At 65.8% G+C, this 16428-nt stretch carries 13 protein-coding genes; 9 read left to right on the forward strand and 4 right to left on the reverse strand.

Annotation, left to right across the window (positions count from 1 at the left end):
• Positions 1 to 4 precede the first annotated feature (4 nt).
• Positions 5 to 880, reverse strand: coding sequence for a branched-chain amino acid ABC transporter permease (locus tag MTBLM5_RS01690; RefSeq protein ID WP_173974078.1), 876 nt, complete (start codon positions 878 to 880; stop codon positions 5 to 7).
• A gap of 65 nt (positions 881 to 945) precedes the next feature.
• Positions 946 to 2100 carry an ABC transporter substrate-binding protein gene (locus MTBLM5_RS01695; protein WP_173974079.1) on the reverse strand — a complete coding sequence of 385 codons (1155 nt, stop codon included), beginning with the start codon at positions 2098 to 2100 and terminating at the stop codon, positions 946 to 948.
• A gap of 234 nt (positions 2101 to 2334) precedes the next feature.
• Between MTBLM5_RS01695 and purQ the strand changes: the two genes are divergently transcribed.
• On the forward strand, positions 2335 to 3024 hold the full coding sequence (purQ, locus tag MTBLM5_RS01700) for a phosphoribosylformylglycinamidine synthase subunit PurQ (RefSeq protein WP_173974080.1): 690 nt from the start codon (positions 2335 to 2337) through the stop codon (positions 3022 to 3024).
• On the forward strand, positions 3021 to 5219 hold the full coding sequence (purL, locus tag MTBLM5_RS01705) for a phosphoribosylformylglycinamidine synthase subunit PurL (protein WP_173974081.1): 2199 nt from the start codon (positions 3021 to 3023) through the stop codon (positions 5217 to 5219). Before purQ ends, purL begins: the two co-directional genes overlap by 4 nt.
• A 49-nt stretch (positions 5220 to 5268) precedes the next feature.
• Here the strand turns inward: purL and MTBLM5_RS01710 are convergent, their stop codons facing one another.
• Positions 5269 to 5772: a YdcF family protein gene (locus MTBLM5_RS01710; protein ID WP_173974082.1), complete on the reverse strand. Its 504-nt coding sequence runs from the start codon at positions 5770 to 5772 to the stop codon at positions 5269 to 5271.
• Between the two features lie 34 nt (positions 5773 to 5806).
• Between MTBLM5_RS01710 and MTBLM5_RS01715 the strand changes: the two genes are divergently transcribed.
• The 3 genes from MTBLM5_RS01715 to MTBLM5_RS01725 all read left to right on the forward strand — a co-directional run bounded on the left by MTBLM5_RS01715 (position 5807) and on the right by MTBLM5_RS01725 (position 8168).
• Positions 5807 to 6490: a bifunctional 2-polyprenyl-6-hydroxyphenol methylase/3-demethylubiquinol 3-O-methyltransferase UbiG gene (locus tag MTBLM5_RS01715; RefSeq protein ID WP_173974083.1), complete on the forward strand. Its 684-nt coding sequence runs from the start codon at positions 5807 to 5809 to the stop codon at positions 6488 to 6490.
• Between the two features lie 47 nt (positions 6491 to 6537).
• Entirely contained in the window at positions 6538 to 6864 is a 327-nt protein-coding gene (locus MTBLM5_RS01720; protein WP_173974084.1) for a TusE/DsrC/DsvC family sulfur relay protein, read from the forward strand.
• Positions 6865 to 7028: 164 nt separating this feature from the next.
• Positions 7029 to 8168: an FIST signal transduction protein gene (locus tag MTBLM5_RS01725; RefSeq protein ID WP_173974085.1), complete on the forward strand. Its 1140-nt coding sequence runs from the start codon at positions 7029 to 7031 to the stop codon at positions 8166 to 8168.
• On the opposite strand, the gene MTBLM5_RS01730 is transcribed toward MTBLM5_RS01725, so the two are convergent.
• The gene (locus tag MTBLM5_RS01730; RefSeq protein ID WP_254430863.1) at positions 8149 to 10662 is read right to left on the reverse strand and encodes an HD domain-containing phosphohydrolase; all 2514 of its coding nucleotides are present in this window, start codon (positions 10660 to 10662) and stop codon (positions 8149 to 8151) included. The two genes, MTBLM5_RS01725 and MTBLM5_RS01730, sit on opposite strands and share 20 nt — an antisense overlap.
• Before the next feature lie 34 nt (positions 10663 to 10696).
• On the opposite strand from MTBLM5_RS01730, the gene MTBLM5_RS01735 reads away from it, so the two are divergent.
• From MTBLM5_RS01735 to MTBLM5_RS01750, 4 genes are all read left to right on the forward strand, one after another.
• Positions 10697 to 11230: a hypothetical protein gene (locus tag MTBLM5_RS01735; protein ID WP_173974086.1), complete on the forward strand. Its 534-nt coding sequence runs from the start codon at positions 10697 to 10699 to the stop codon at positions 11228 to 11230.
• 142 nt (positions 11231 to 11372) lie between these two features.
• A complete protein-coding gene (locus MTBLM5_RS01740; RefSeq protein ID WP_173974087.1) occupies positions 11373 to 14306 on the forward strand; it encodes a methyl-accepting chemotaxis protein in 2934 nt (977 codons plus the stop codon).
• A 31-nt stretch (positions 14307 to 14337) separates the two neighbouring features.
• Positions 14338 to 14712 carry a hypothetical protein gene (locus tag MTBLM5_RS01745; protein ID WP_173974088.1) on the forward strand — a complete coding sequence of 125 codons (375 nt, stop codon included), beginning with the start codon at positions 14338 to 14340 and terminating at the stop codon, positions 14710 to 14712.
• 111 nt (positions 14713 to 14823) lie between these two features.
• Positions 14824 to 16425, forward strand: a complete 1602-nt coding sequence (locus MTBLM5_RS01750; protein WP_254430864.1) for an efflux RND transporter periplasmic adaptor subunit — start codon at positions 14824 to 14826, stop codon at positions 16423 to 16425.
• Positions 16426 to 16428 lie beyond the last annotated feature (3 nt).

The following is a 16428-nucleotide window of genomic DNA, read 5'->3' on the forward strand; positions in this document are numbered from 1 at the left end:
ATGATCACACCCGGTCAGTGCCCTTCTTGCCGAACAGGCCGTTCGGCAGGAAGAACAGGACGAACAGAATGATGACGAAGGCGACCGCGTCCTTGTAGGCGGACGACAGGTACCCCGAGGCCAAGGCCTCGGCGATACCGACGACCAGGCCGCCGACGATGGCGCCCAGGCCGTTGCCCAGCCCGCCCAGCACGGCGGCCGAGAAGCCCTTCAGGCCCAGCATGATGCCGGCTTCGTAATTGGTGAAGGTGATCGGCGTCACCACGATGCCGCCGACCGCGCCCAGCAGGGCCGACAGCGCGAAGCTGACCATCAGCACCTTCTTGACGCCGATGCCCATCAACTGGGCGGCCAGGCGGTTGAACGAGGTGGCCAGCATGGCCTTGCCGAACAGGGTGCGGTTGAAGAACCACCACAGCGCCACGATCACCAGGACCGAGATGCCGACCACCCAGATGCTTTGCGGCATCAAGGTCGCGCCGGCGACGTTGATCGGGGTCTCGCCCGAGAAGGCCGGCAGCGAATGGAATTCCTTGTCCCACACCACCTGGGCCAGGCCGCGCAGGAAGATCGAGGCGCCGATGGTGATGATGATGATGGTCACCACGTCGGAATTGCGCGCCGGCTCGATGGCGAATTTTTCCAGGGCCACGCCGACCATCATGGTCACCACCACCGCAAGCAGGATGGCCAGCGGCAGCGGCAGACCGGCCGCGACCATCATCGAGGTCGCCATGCCGCCGATCATGATGAACTCGCCCTGGGCGAAATTGATCACGTGGCTGGCATTGTAGATGATGGCGAAGCCCAGTCCGGCCAGGGCGTAGATGGCGCCCGACGTCAGACCCGCGAACAGGTATTGCAGCAATTCGGCAAACATGGAGCCCCCAGGGGTTGGCGGTGGCGGGGAGCCGCGATCGGCCCCCCGCTCTTAACCAGGTCTGGTCAGTCGGCCAGGACCCAGTCGCCCTTCTTGACTTCGACCATGCGGAAGGCCGACAGCGACAGGCCCATATGGTCTTCCGGCGACATCGACACCAGGCCGCCGGTGCCGACATAGCCCGAGGTCTTCTCGATCTCGGCGCGGACCTTTTCCTTGTCGGTCGAGCCGGCGCGCAGGATCGCGGCCAGGGCGATCTGCAGGCCGTCATAGGCATGGCCGGCGAAGGTCGAGACGTCGGACTTGAAAGCCGCCTCGTATTCCTTCTTGAAGGCGGTCACGACCGGCTTCTGCGGGTCGGTGGCGCCCAGTTGTTCGGCCACCACCAGGCCGGCGGCCGGCAGGCGGATACCCTCGGCGGCGTCGCCGGCCAGCTTGATGAAGTCCTTCGAGGCGACACCGTGCGACTGGTACAGCGGAACGCTCATGCCCAGCTGCTTGAAGTTCTTGGTGACGATCGCCGGACCCTGGCCGAAGCCGAAATTGAACACGGCCTGAACGCCGGCGGTGTTCTTGATCTTGGTCAGCTGGGCGGTGACGTCGGGGTCCTTGGGCGAATAGACCTCGTCGGCGACGATCTGGATGCCGTAGATCGGCGCGACCTTCAGCGACTGGTCATGGCCCGACTTGCCGAAGCCGGCATCTTCCGAGATCATCGCGACCTTGGAAATGCCCTTCTTCTTCATGTCCAGGAACACCTTCTCGGCCGCCATGCGGTCGGTGTGCGGGGTCTTGAACACCCACTTCTTGACCGGGTCGATGATGTCGATGCCGCCGGCCAGCGAGATGAACGGCACGCCGGCCGGTTCGACCACCTTGATGGCCGCCATCGAGGTGCCGGTGGTGGTGCCGCCGATGATGATATCGACATTGTCGTTCTGGATCAGGCGCTTGGCGAAGGTCACCGCCTTGTCGGGGGCGCCGGCATCGTCATAGTGGATCAACTCCACCTTCTTGCCCCGGACGCCGCCATCCTTGTTCAGGCGCTCGACGTACATTTCCAGGGTCTTCTTTTCCGGTTCGCCCAGGAACGAGGCCGGTCCGGTCACCGAAAGGAACGCGCCGATCTTGATGGTGTCGGCCGCCTGGGCGGCGCCCGCAAAGGTGCCGACCGCAAAGACGGCACACGCCGCCACACCCCACTTGACGAGGCTACGCATTGGTTTTCCTCCCTCATACTTATGTCCGCGGCTTATATCCGCCGCGTGACAAGATTAACGCTATTGTGCCCCAGGGCAACGACTTCTGCCAACCTTTTTTTGGTAATCCGGTACCGAATTGCCGCGTGGTCGGGGCGCGGGCTTTTTTCGTGCTCTCCCGTTCGTGCTGGAAACCAATGGGTTTCCGTATTAAGAAGACGCTCTCCCTTTCGAACCAACCCAGGGACGCCCTTCGTGAAAGCCGCCGTCATCGTCTTCCCCGGTTCCAACTGCGACCGCGACGTCGCCGTGGCGCTGGAGGCCAGCATGCGCGCCAAGCCGCTCATGGTCTGGCATCGCGACACCGAACTGCCCAAGGTCGACCTGGTGGTCGTTCCCGGCGGATTCTCCTATGGCGATTACCTGCGCTGCGGCGCCATGGCGGCACACTCGCCGATCATGCGCGAGGTCAAGGCCCGGGCCGATGCCGGAATGCGGGTGCTGGGCATCTGCAACGGCTTCCAGATCCTGACCGAATCGGGTTTGCTGCCCGGCGTGCTGATGCGCAACAAGGATCTGAAGTTCATCTGCAAGGACGTCCATCTGCGGGTCGAGAACGACCGCACCGACTTCTGCCGCTATTACCGCTCGGGCGACGTGGTGCGCTTCCCCATCGCCCACGCCGAGGGCAATTGGTTCGTCGAGCCCAAGGCCTATCGCGAGATGGAGGATAACGGCCAGATCGCCTTCCGCTACGCCACCGCCGAAGGCAAGGTCGACGCCGAGTCCAATCCCAACGGTTCGTTGGGCAATGTCGCCGGCATCTATAACGAGAAGTTCAACGTGCTGGGCCTGATGCCGCACCCCGAGCGCCTGGCCGAGGACCTGCTGGGCGGTTCCGACGGCCGCTTGATGTTCGATTCGCTGGTGGAGGCGTTGTCGTGAGCCAGATTACCCCGGATATCCTTGCCAGCCACGGCATCAAGCCCGACGAATACACCCGCATCCTCGAGATCATGGGGCGCGAGCCCAACCTGACCGAGCTGGGCATCTTCTCGGTGATGTGGTCGGAACATTGTTCCTATAAGTCCTCGAAGAAGTGGCTGAAGACCCTGCCGACCAAGGCCGACTGGGTGATCTGCGGCCCGGGCGAGAATGCCGGCATCATCGATATCGGCGAAGGCGACGCCATCGTCTTCAAGATGGAAAGCCACAACCACCCCAGCTTCATCGAGCCCTATCAGGGTGCGGCGACCGGCGTCGGCGGCATCCTGCGCGACGTCTTCACCATGGGGGCGCGCCCCATCGCCAACATGAACGCGCTGCGCTTCGGCGATCCCAGCCATCCCAAGACCCGGCATCTGGTGGCCGGCGTGGTGGCCGGCATCGGCGGCTACGGCAATTGCGTCGGCGTGCCCACCGTGGGCGGCGAGACCAATTTCCACAAGTCGTACAACGGCAACATCCTGGTCAACGCCATGACCGTCGGTCTGGCGCGCACCGACAACATCTTCTATTCGGCCGCCGCCGGCATCGGCAATCCGGTGGTCTATTTCGGCTCGAAGACCGGCCGCGACGGCATCCACGGCGCCACCATGGCCAGCGCGGAATTCGACGAGAACTCGGAAGAGAAGCGTCCCACCGTCCAGGTCGGCGATCCCTTCACCGAGAAGCTGCTGATCGAGGCCTGCCTGGAACTGATGGCCACCGATTCCATCGTCGCCATCCAGGACATGGGGGCGGCCGGCCTGACCTCGTCGTCGTTCGAGATGGCGTCGAAGGGCGGTCTGGGCATCGAGATGGACCTGGATTCGGTGCCGATGCGCGAAGAGGGCATGAGCGCCTACGAGATCATGCTGTCGGAATCGCAAGAACGCATGCTGATGATCCTGAAGCCGGGCAAGGAAGACGTGGCCCGCGCGATCATGGACAAGTGGGAGCTGGATTTCGCGGTGATCGGCGTGTTGACCGGCACCGGCCGCATGGTGCTGAAGCGCCATGGCGAGGTGGTGGCCGACCTGCCCATCGACCCGCTGGCCCAGGCCAGCCCGGAATATGACCGCCCGTGGGTTCAGCCCGCCAAGTTGCCGGTGGTCAAGCTGGAAGACGTGCCGGCGGTGGCGCCGATCGAGGCGCTGAAGACCCTGCTGGGCTGCCCCGACCTGGCGTCGAAGCGGTGGATCTATCAGCAATACGACCACATGGTGATGGGCGACACCGTCCAGCGTCCGGGCGGCGATGCCGCCGTGGTGCGCATCCATGGCTCGGACAAGGCGGTGGCCATCACCACCGACTGCACCCCGCGTTATTGCCAGGCCGACCCGCACGAGGGCGGCCGTCAGGCGGTGGCGGAAGCCTATCGCAACATCTCGGCCACCGGTGCCTTGCCGATGGCGGTGACCGACAATCTGAATTTCGGCAATCCGGAAAAGCCCGAGATCATGGGTCAGATCGTCGAGGCCATCAAAGGCATGGGCGAGGCCTGCCGCGATCTCGACTTCCCCGTGGTGTCGGGCAACGTCTCGCTTTACAACGAGACCCAGGGCGCGGCGATCCAGCCGACCCCGGCCATCGGCGCCGTCGGTCTGTTGAAGGATGTGTCCAAGCACACCACCATCGCCTTCAAGGGGGCGGGCAATTCCATCGTTCTGTTCGGCGAGACCAAGGGCTGGATGGGCGCTTCGCTGTATCTGCGCGAGGTGTGCGGACGGGAAGAGGGCGCTCCGCCGCCGGTGGCCCTGCACCGCGAACGGCGCAAGGGCGAATTGGTGCGCGACCTGATCGACCAGGGCCTGGTCAAGGCCTGCCACGATGTCTCGGACGGCGGCCTGCTGGTCGCGGTGACCGAGATGGCGCTGGCGTCGGGCATCGGTGCCAGCCTGGAGGCTCCGTCGGCCATCGCCCTGCATGGCTGGTGCTTCGGCGAGGATCAGGGCCGCTATGTGCTGGAAGTGGGCGCGGACGACCTGGCCTCGGTGCTGGAAGCGGCGCAAGGACGGGATGTCGGCGCCCGAATCATCGGCACCACCGGCGGCCATTCCATCAATGTTGCCGGCCAGTCGGCCACGGTCGAGGACCTGAAGGCCATCCATGAAGCGTGGATGCCGGCCTATATGGGCGCCGAGATGTCGGGGCACTGATCGGGGCAATGATCCAAGGCCCGGCTTCCCGATGGAGGCCGGGCCTTTTTCATGTGCGAACGATCTCCAGCCGATAGACGGTCTTCAGGAAGGCGAACAGTTCGCGCCCGTGGGCCAGCCACCATTCTGCGCCGGGACGGTCGGGCCGGGCCGGGAAGCCGGTCACCGTCAGGCCCGTGCGGGCGAAGATGTAGCGGGCGCGCGGCAGGTGGAAGGAATCGGTCACCACCAGCACCCGGCCCCAGCCTTGCGCCGCGATGATCGGAGCCGACAGCCGGGCGTTGTCGATGGTATTGCGCGAGCGATCCTCGACATGGACGCGGCTGGGGGCGATGCCGGCAGCCAGCGCCAGGTCGCGCATGACGTGGGCCTCGGGGACCGGATGGCTGACCGGGCCGCCGCTCATCAGCACGTGCCCGACCAGATCGGCGCGTGCCAGGGCGCAGGCCACGGCGACGCGCCGCGCCAGGGCCGGCGACGGGCGGCCGTCGGGCAACACTTTCGCCCCAAGAACGATGGCGACGTCGAACTCGACAGCGATGGGCGCGTTCATATAAGCATGATGCGATAAATCGACGGAGGATGCCATGCAACGGCGGCGCAATGTGGATGTGATGGTGGAGGCGCTGAAGCCCGAAGGCAAGCGTATCCTGGATGTCGGCTGCGGCGACGGCAACGTGGTCCGGCTTTTGACCAAGAAGGGCGCCCATGTGGTGGGCGTCGAATGTTCGCCCCGCCAATTGGCCAAGGCCCGCGCCACGCCTAAAGTCGGCGACGAGGACATCGTCGAGGGCGTCGGCCAGGCCCTGCCGGTCGGCGACGCCAGCTTCGACGCCGTGGTGTTCTTTCACTCGCTGCACCACGTCCCGGCCGAAGTGATGGGCCAGGCCCTGCGGGAAGCCGCCCGTGTGCTGAAGGCCGGCGGCCTGCTGTACGTGTCGGAACCGATCGCCGAGGGGCTGTTCTTCGAAACCTGCAAGCCGGTCGATGACGAAACCCAGGTGCGCGCGCTGGCCCAGGCCGCCCTGGCCCATGTGCCGGGCATGGAGCCGGTCGACGACATCGTCTTCCTGCATACCGTGTCCATGGCCGATTACGCCGCCTTCCGCGAACGCATCGTCTCGGCCAATGCCGAGCGCGAGGCCATCTTCGACCGCCTGGACGGGGAAATGCGGGCGCTGTTCGCCAAGAACGCCCGCCCGGCCGAGGGCGGCGGCTACGAGTTCGATCAGCCGATCCGCGCCAGGATTCTGCGCCGTTTACATTCGTAAAAATTAATATTACAAATTTCGCAAACACGCCATCAGGGAGGAGAGCGATGGGTTACGCGGATTTGGAAAAGACCGGCAACGGTTATCTGGTCAACACCGCCGATTGGTCGCCGGCCATCGCCGACGAGATCGCGGCCGCCGAAGGCCTGGCGCTGACCGAGAAGCATTGGGACCTGATCAATTATCTGCGCGAAGAGTTCTTCGACAACAACGAGAACCAGCCCAACGAGCGCCATATGTGCAAGGCGATGAGCGAGCGCTGGGGCGGCTCGGTGGCGACCAAGGACCTCTACGACCTGTTCCCCATGCAGCCGTCGAAGCAGGCGGGAAAGATCGCCGGCCTGCCCGAGACCAAGCGCAAGGGCGGTTACTAGTGTCCTGCCCCGGAAATTCGCATGCGAGTTTCTGGGATAAGCAGGCCACCATACTAGGCGAAAGTATGGTGTGCCCCCTTTTCAGGCCGGGGGCCTAGGCCTATATTGTGGCGAGGGCGGCGACTGGCCGCCCTCGTGTTTCCCCACATCGTGCCTGGAAATCCATGTTTTCCGATACCGCCCATCTGCCCATCGAGGCCGGTCCGCTGTCTGCCGCGCTGCAAGGCTGGAAGAAGTCCTTATCCGTGGCTGGCGTGCTGGCCCTGGTGCCTGAAGCCGAGGCGGGGAAGATTCCCGTTCTTCAGTCGGCCTGTCGCCAGCACGGTGTGGCGCTGGCCGGGGCGGTGTTTCCGGCCCTGATCGACGGGGCGTCCGAGGTGCGAAGCGGGGTTCGGCTGATCTGCCTGGAGCTCATGGCGCCGATGGTGGTCATGGGCGGTCTGGACGGGCCATCCGGTCAAGAGGAATTTGTCGAGCGGTGCGGTGCCTTGCGGGAGGTGGTGGATTGGGGCTCGGCGCCACCGATCTTGTTCACCATCTTCGATTCGACCCTGCCCAATCTGGACACCATCCTGCGCCGCTTTGCCGACCGCCTGGAAGATCGGTTCCGCTATGTCGGCGCCAATGCCGGCAGCGAAAGCTTCGCCCCGATCCCCTGTCTGTTCGACGGCTTTTCGACATTCGAGCGCGGGGGGCTGGCATTGTTGTTGCCGCCGCACGACGCGGTCGCGGTCGAACACGGCTTCAAGATTCCCATCAACATCATGCGGGTCAGCCAATCCCATCAGAACACCATCGCAGGCCTGAACGGTCGCCCGGCGTTCGAGGTCTATCAAGAAATGATCGCCAGCGCCTATGGCGTCGCCATGACTGCCGACACCTTCTACAGCGAGGCCGTGCATTTCCCGCTGGCGATTCTGTCGGGAAATTCCCTGCCCCAGATCCGCATACCGGTGGCACTGGCGGCGGACCACGCGATGACCTGCGTCGGCGAGGTCCAGGAAGGCGCGGTCGCCGTCGTCATGAAGGCGCCCTCGGTCGAGGAAAGCGATTGCGTCGCCCGCATCGCCGACCGGCTTGGTCCGGGCCTGGCCGGATTGCTGACCTTTTATTGCGCCGGCCGCCGCATGCACCTGGGCGTCGCCCAGGTGTCGCGCGAGTTGGGGCAACTGGCCGTGCAGGTCGGCACCCCCAACCAATTCGGCGCCCTGTCCCTGGGCGAGATTTCAGCCGACAGCCATGGCGACCCGGTGTTCCACAACGCCGCCCTGGTCTGCCTGGGGGTCACGCAGCGGTCTGCGTGACGAACTTCTCGATCTCGACCTCGTCGATCTGTTCGGGCAGCAAGAAGCGCTCGGCGTAGTCGCGATAGACGCCGGACGTCAGGAACAGGTCGAACAGGTCGGGGTCGATATGGCCGTCCTTCTTGAAGAAGGACAGGATCTTCACCGATTCCGACAGGGTCTTGGCCTTCTTGTACGGCCGGTCCGACGCCGTCAGCGCCTCGAAGATGTCGGCGATGGCGGTGATGCGGGCCGGGATCGACAGGTGATCCTGGGTCAGCTTGCGCGGGTAACCGCTGCCGATCATGGTCTCGTGGTGGGTGCCGGCATATTCCGGCACGCGCTTCAGATGCTTGGGGAAGGGCAGGCGCTCCAGCATCACGATGGTCTGCATGATGTGTTCGTTGATCTTGAAGCGCTCTTCCTCGGTCAGCGTGCCGCGCCCGACCGACAGGTTGTAGACCTCGCCCAGATTGTAAAGGTTCTCGGGCACCTGGGTCTGGAAGCCGCAGCCTTGGTACAAATCCTTGACGGCGGCGGCGCGCGGGATGACGTGGTGGGGCTTGTCGTCCAGCAGCTTTTCTTCCATCGGCAGGGGTGAGGCCTCGGCCGGGTAGCGCTTCAGTTCCTCGTGCGACAGGCCCAGGCGGTCGTCGAAATGGCGCCACCAGGTGTATCCGGCGATCCGTTTCAGGCGTTCCACCTTATCGGGGGCCATGAACTCGCCGCCGACATTGCACTCGGCGACGAAGGCGAAATCGTCCAGCAACTGCGCCTTGCGTCCGGCCATGCGCGAACCGGCCTCGGCCGGGTTCATGCCGCTCGCGATGGATCGCAGACGCTGGATCTCGGCGTCGCGCAGCAGCACCTCGAAACGGGTGCGCACCTCGTGGATGCGGTTATAGATGGTTTCCAGCTTGGTGGCCTTGTCGACCACGTATTCCGGGGTGGTGACCTTGCCGCAATCGTGCAGCCAGGCGCCGATGCGGAATTCGCGCCATTCCTCGTCGGTGGTGAAGGCGAAGTCGGCCAGCGGGCCATCCTTCACCTCGCAGGCCTTTTCGGCCAGCATCACCGACAATTCGGGGACGCGCTCGCAATGGCCGCCGGTATAGGGGCTTTTGGCGTCGATGGCGCCGGCGATCAGCTGGATCATCGAATCCATCAGCCGTTCCTGGGCCAGCAGCAGTTCGCGATTATAGAGCGCGGTGGCGGCCTGGGCGGCCAGGGCCTCGATGAAGCGCTGGATGTCGGCGGCAAACGGAATGATCTCGCTCGATCCCTGCGGGCGGGCGTTGATCAGCTGCAGCGCGCCAATGACGTCGCCGCCCCGCGGCTTCAACGGCACGGTCATGAACGACTTCGAGCGGTAATGGTTGCGTTCGTCGAAGATGCGGGTGCCCGAGAAGTCGAACTGGCCGGCGTCGTAGGCGTCGGGGATGTTGATGGTCTCTTGCTGGTGCACCGCGTGGCTGACCACGTTGCGGTGGTTGGGCTGGCCGCTTTCGTCGAACATCGGCACCGGCGGGATGGTGGGCGCCGGGCGGCCTTCGCCGCCCAACGCCACGCCCAGCGTATCGTTGCGCAGAATCTGGAAATTCAGCTTGTCGTCATCGCTGCGGATGTAAAGGGTGCCGCCGTCGGCGTTGGTCAGGTCCTTGGCCCCCAGCAGGATCATGTCCATCAGCTTCGAGGTGTCGCGTTCCGCCGACATGGCGATGCCCAGATCGATGATGCGGGCCAACTTGTCCTGGGCGAAGGCCAGGGCGTCGGTCTTGGCCGACAGCGTCGCCTTCATCTGCCTGAACGCCTCGCCCAGTTGATGGAATTCCTGAATATGCGAGTCGTGCGCCTCGTCATCCGAGAAATCCATGTTCTGGATCCGCTCGGCATCGGCGGCAAGTTCGCGCACCACCTTGGCCATGCTGGACGAGAACCACAGCGCCAGCGGGACGATCACCGCCAGGGCACCCAAAGCCAGCATCAGCACGTGACGCTGCATTTCCTGGATATGGCCGGCGAAGTCGGTGGCCGGGGCGGCGACGCTGATCTGGATGGTGCGTCCGCCGGGGCCATTCCAGACATCCTGGCGGACCAGCCATTCCTCGCCGGCGATGTCCAGGCGTTCCAGCCCTTCCGTCATCGGCCGGCCGGCGATCGCGGCCAGCAGCGGCGATCCGCTTTCGGCCAAAGGTTGCAGCAATGAGGAGGCGGTGTCGCCCACCCGGACGGTGTGGGCCGCGGCCAGCAGCTTGCCGCCATCGGCCATCACCACGCCGCCCCTGGGCGACACCGCCAGCGATTCGACGAAACGGCCCAGGCCGGTCAGGGTGATATCGACGCCGAACACGCCGACGCCGCCCGGCAGCTTGCGCGACGCGGTGATGCCCGGCTCTTTCAGCGAGCTGAAGATATAGGGCGCCGATAGCGACGCCCCCTTCGCTGGCCATCGCCTGGCCGTACCATGGCCGCGCGCGGGGGTCGTAGCTGGGCTGCGGCTCGAGAGTGGCGCCAAGCTTGACCGCGCCGGCATCCAGGAAGGTCCAGGATTGCTGGCGAGCGGCCTCGGTCCCGGTGATGGCGCGCACCACCCAGGCGGTCTCGGCCGGCGCCTTCAGCGCCTCGATGACGCGGGGATCGCTGCGGGTCTTGATCACCTGCAGGAAGCTGCCGTCCTGGAAGCCGAAATACAGGGAATAAAGCGCAGCATTGTCTTCCAGGGCCTGGACCAGGAAGGGCAGGGCCGGAAAGGCGGTGCCGTCGCCGGTGACGCTGTCGCCGACCGGGCGAGCCCCCCCCAGCGCCGCCAGGCTGAGCGTCTCGCCGATCTGGCGATCGACCTGTTCCGATGTGCGCCTGGCCATCTCGCCGAACAGGTTGGCCGCGGTGTCTTCGGCGGCGCGCGAACTGGCGAAATAGACGCTGGTCAAGGTCGCACCGGTCATCGCCACGATGATCAGAAAGATTGCCGAGACGATGCTGACCTGGAAACGGATCTTCATGAGGTGTCTTTCCGTGCGCGGAGAAACTTGGTTCCTGATGGGAGCGAACCAGGAAATCATAAAAGCCTGATCCGGTCTTAAACCGATTAAAAATAGAATACCGAGTTAAACTTGAAAAGGGGGCGAAGCCTGTATTTTTGCCTTGCCGAGTGTGTCATTTTGCCTAGCATAAACAATAGAAACGGGTGCCGAGAACGGTGCTCGCGAATGGGCGAGGGCGGGAATGCGGATCAACGAACCGGTCACCAATAAAGAAATCGAGTTGCCGGATGATGTATTGCTGGTGTCGAAAACCGATGTCGCTGGTCGTATCACGTTCGCAAACCGCGCTTTCGTCGAGGTCAGTGGATTCTCCGAGTCCGAGTTGATCGGCCAGCCCCACAATCTGGTCCGCCACCCCGACATGCCGCCGGCCGCTTTCGCCGATTTGTGGGCCACCATCCAGGCCGGCCGGCCGTGGGAAGGCATCGTCAAGAACCGCGCCAAGAGCGGCGACCATTATTGGGTCCGCGCCAACGCCACGCCGATCATCGAGGATGGCAAGATCGCCGGCTATATCTCGGTCCGCACCAAGCCCGCCAAGGATCAGGTGGCGGCCGCCGCCCAGCTTTACGCAGCCCTTCGCGAAGGGCGCGCCGGCAACATCCGCCTGTCGGGCGGCGAGGTGCTGACCGATTCGGTCGGCGGACGGCTTGCCCGCTTCAGTCGCAGCCTGAGGGGGCGGATCACCGCCCTGGCCATCATTATGCTGATCCTGGGCGTGGTCGCCGACGGCATCGGCCTGATCGGCATGGCCGATTCCAACGAGGCGCTGGAGGCGGTCTATGCCGACCGCCTGGTTCCGGCCCGGCAACTGGCCGAAATTCAGTCGCTGGTTCACGACAGTGCTCGCCAGGTAATGGATATGCGCCTGGGGGCGGCTGCGGCTCCGGCCATCGCCCGCATCAAGGCCAATATCGCCCAGTCCGACAAAGTGTGGGCCGAATACATGGCCACCACCCTGACGCCCGAGGAGCGTCAACTGGCCGACCGCCTGGGCACCATGCGCAAGGGCCTGAACGAGATGGGCTTCGCCGCCGTCGCCGCCGACGAGCGTCTGCAACAGCTGTGGACCGACGCCATTGCTCCGGGGGTCGAGCAGACCTTGGCGCTGACCACCCAGTTGATCGAATTGCAGATCCGCGTCGGCGCCGACCATGTCGCCGAATCCAAGTCCGACCTGACCAAGCACACCAGCGGCGCGCTGGTGGTTCTGGGGCTGATCATCGTTGCCTTGCTTTTGCTGTCGCGCTGGCTGTTCAAGGCCATGCACGACCCGCTGGCCCGGATGGACGGCTATTTCGCGGCGATCGCCCGGGGTGACCTCAAGCACGAAATCAAGGCCGAGCCGATCCCCGATTTCCAGCGCACCAACGCCATGTTGCGCACCATGCGGGCGCATCTGGCCTTCAGTGGCGAAGAGCGCCAGGAAATGATGGTCCGCGCCGAGGAGCATCTGAAAAGCGAGATGCTGACCCTGACCGAGGTGCTGGAAGGCGAGGTCCAGGAGACCGTCACCGACATCTCGACCCAGGCGACCCGCCTGTCCGAGGGCGCCAGCCGGCTGACCCGGGTGGCGGACGAGTTGATGCGCACCGCCCGTGCCGTCACCGAATCGGTGGAAACCACCGCCGGCAACGTCCAGACGGTGGCCAGCGCCACCGAAGAGCTGGAAGCCTCCAGCCGCGAGATTTCGGCCCAGGTGGCGACCAGCTCGAAACTGGCGGAAACCGCGCGCGAGCGGGTTGACCTGGCCAGCGAGCGGGTCGGCGGCCTGACCGAGGCGTCGGCGCGCATCGGCAATGTCGTCGGCATGATCCAGAACATCGCCGGCCAGACCCGCATGCTGGCCCTGAACGCCACCATCGAGGCCGCGCGCGCGGGCGAGGCCGGCAAGGGCTTTGCGGTGGTGGCCGAAGAGGTCAAGGGCCTGGCCCGCCAGACCGAGGACGGCATCGCCACCGTCAGCACCCAGGCCGAGGATATCGGCCGCACCACCAGCGACACCGTCGAGACGGTCGGCGCCGTCGCCGCCACCATCCGCGAGATCGACAGCATCGCCGCCGAGGTCGCCCGCGCCGCCGACGAGCAGCGCGCCGCCACCGCCGAAATCATGTCGAGCGCGGTGCAGGCTGCCGACCACACCCGCATGGTGGCGGAAAAGGTCCAGTCGATGATGGCCGGCGTCGAGGCGACCGGGGTGACCGCCGCCCGCGTCACCAACCTGTCGGCGATGGTCAACCACGACATCGAGGCGTTGCAGCGGCGCCTGCACGTGATCTTGCGCTCGTCCTATGGTGGCGATCGCCGGCACGAGGGCCGGGTGCCGGTGGCGCTGAAATACCATGCCGACTTCCAGGGCAAGGTGTTCGAGGGCTTTACCGGCGACCTGTCGCTGCATGGGGCGCTGCTGGTGGTGGCCGCGTCCGAGATTCCCTCGGTGACCTCGGGCACCGTCGAGCTGCAGGGCGTCGGTAAGCTGGACGCGCGGCTGTTGTCGGAAAGCACCGTCGGGCTGCATGTCCGTTTCGACAATCTGAGCCGGGCCGCCAGGGATGCGCTGCAATCGCGCATCGAGGCGGTGCAGGCCCACGACACCCCCTTCATCGAGCTGATTCAGTCGGTCTCGGGCCAGGTGGCCCATGCCCTGGAGGCGGCGGTGCAAAGCGGCAGGATCAGCGAGGCCGACCTGTTCGACATCGAATACGAGGCGATCCCCGGTTCCGATCCCTTGCAGGTGATGGCCAAGCATACCTTGTTGGCCGACCAGTTGTTCCCGCCCTTCACCGAACCGGTGCTGGCCAAGGACAGCCGGATCGTGCTGTGCTGCGTCACCGACCGCTCGGGCTATATCGCCGCCCACAATGCCAAATATTCCCAGCCGCAGCGGCCGAACGATCCGGTGTGGAACGCCGCCAATTGCCGCAACCGGCGCATCTTCGACGACCGGACCGGCATCCTGGCGGCGCGCAATACCAAGCCCTATCTGGCCCAGACCTATGCCCGCAACATGGGCGGCGGCAATTTCGTGCTGCTGAAGGAAATCGACGCCCCCATCAAGGTGCGCGACCGCCATTGGGGCGCCTTGCGCATGGCGATGAAGCTGGAAGCCTCTTGATCCCGGGCAGGCTTCTTCTCATAGTGGGGACATGGGTACGCAAGCCTTGGCACGTCTGGCGCGCATGATCCGCATCGGGGCACTGGCCCTGGTGGTGGGCGTGGTCGCCCTGCTGGTGTCCGGTCCGGCCCAGGCGGATCAAGCCCATCACGCCGATCATGCCCATCACGCCGACCATGCCGATCAGGCCCGGACCACGGGCGACGACATGCCGGCGGCGCAAGAAAGCGGCCCGCATCATGGCGGCTCGTGCCATTGCATCTCGGCCGCCTGCACCGCCGCCCTGCCGGTCGGCTCGATCGAGCTGACCGTCTCGGTCGCCCTTTACCAGCCCGAAGCGGTTCCGGTGGCCTTGCCGCCGGCCCAACGCCTGGCCGATCCACCGGCGAAGCCTCCTCGAACCTGACGCAGCGCCCGCCCCGACAGGGGACGGGACACGCGCGGTGCGGCCCCAACCGGTCGGCACCGCGCGGGTGATTCGCCGTCGTGTCGCTTCGTCTTTTGGTGGGGATTCCCCATGTGGTTTCGCCTGATGGCCGGCCTGGTGCTGGCCGGCTTCGTCCTTTCGCCCGTTTCCGCCTTGGCCCATGGCGGCGAGGATCATTCCGCCCCGCCCGTGGTGGCGATCCAGGCGGTCCAGCCCGGCTTCGCCGCCGATGGTACCGCCTTCCAGGCGGTGCTGGTGCCCGAGGATGACGGCCATGTCCTGGTCTATCTGGCCGATGCCGACAGCAACGCCCCGGTGGGCGGGGCGCGCATCGATTCCGAAGCGGCGGGGTGGAGCGGGACGGCCCAGCCCACCGCCGGCACCGGCATCTATCGCCTGTCGTGGTCCTTGCCGGCCACCCCGGTCGATATGACCCTGATGGTGTCGGCCAACGGCCGCGACGACCTGCTGCTGCTGGCCGGTCTGGCCCGCCCGGCCGTAATCGAGGCCCCGGCCGTGGCGGAACCCCATTGGCGCCATTGGTGGGGCGGTGCGCTGTTGGGCGGCCTGGCCAGTCTGATCCTGGTGCTGGTGCTGCGGCGAAAACGCCTGGCGCTGCTGGCCTTGCTGGTGGCGTCCGGCCCGGCCTTTGCCCATTCCGGCCACGACCACGCCGAACCGGCCGCCGCGCCGGCTCCGGTGGTCGGCGCGTCGGTCTCCATGGCGAAATCGACGCAGTTCCTGCTGGGCATCCGGACCGAACGGGTCGCCGCGCGCGAGGCGGCCCAGACCGTGCGGGTGCCGGGCCGGGTCATGCCCGATCCCGCCGGCTTCGCCCGGGTGCAGCCGTCGCAGCCGGCCCGGGTGGTGGCCGATGCGGCCTTTCCGCTGCCGGTTCCCGGTCAACAGGTCAAGCGCGGCCAGGTGGTGGCGGTGCTGGAACCGACGCTATCGACCCTTGAACGGGGCGAGAAGCGGGCCTCGCTCTATCGCGTCGAGGGCGAGATCGTCCTGGCCGAGCGCGAATTGGCCCGGCAAGAGGCGCTGGGGACCATCGTCACCGCCAAGGCGGTGGAGACCAGCCGCATCCGGCTGGAGCAATTGCGGCGCGAACGCACCCAGATCGCCGTCACCCAATTGGGGCGCGAATTGGTGACCGCCCCGGTCGATGGGGTGATCGCCGACGTCCATGTGGTCCCGGGCGAGGTGGTGGCGGTGGACAAGGTGATGGTGGAAATCGTCGATCCGGCCCGCTTGCGGGTCGAGGCGGTGACCCACGATCCGGCGGTGGCGGCCCGCATCGGCGCCGCCGAGGCCACCACCCGCCTGGTCCCCAACCACGCCTTTCCCCTGGACCTGTTGGGCGTCAGCCCCAAGGTGGATTCCGTCGATCAGGGCATCCACGCCTTGTTCGCCGTCCGTCCCGGCCATGGTGACGGGCTGAAGGTCGGCATGCCGGTGGATGTCCACCTGGCGGTCGGCGCCACCCGCTTGCGCATGGCGGTGCCGCGCGACGCCCTGGCCGAGATGGCCGGGCGCAGCGTGGTGTTCGTGCTGACCGCCCCCGAGACCTTCGAGGCCCGGCCGGTCAAGGTCGAGCGCCTGATCGGCCCGTTGGCCGAGATCGACGGCGTCAAGCCGGGTGAACGGGTGGTGGTGCAGGGCGCGGCCCAGCTGAAGTCGGCGAGGTAGGCG

The organism is Magnetospirillum sp. LM-5, from assembly GCF_902729445.1.
Classification (GTDB): Bacteria; Pseudomonadota; Alphaproteobacteria; order Rhodospirillales; family Magnetospirillaceae; genus Magnetospirillum.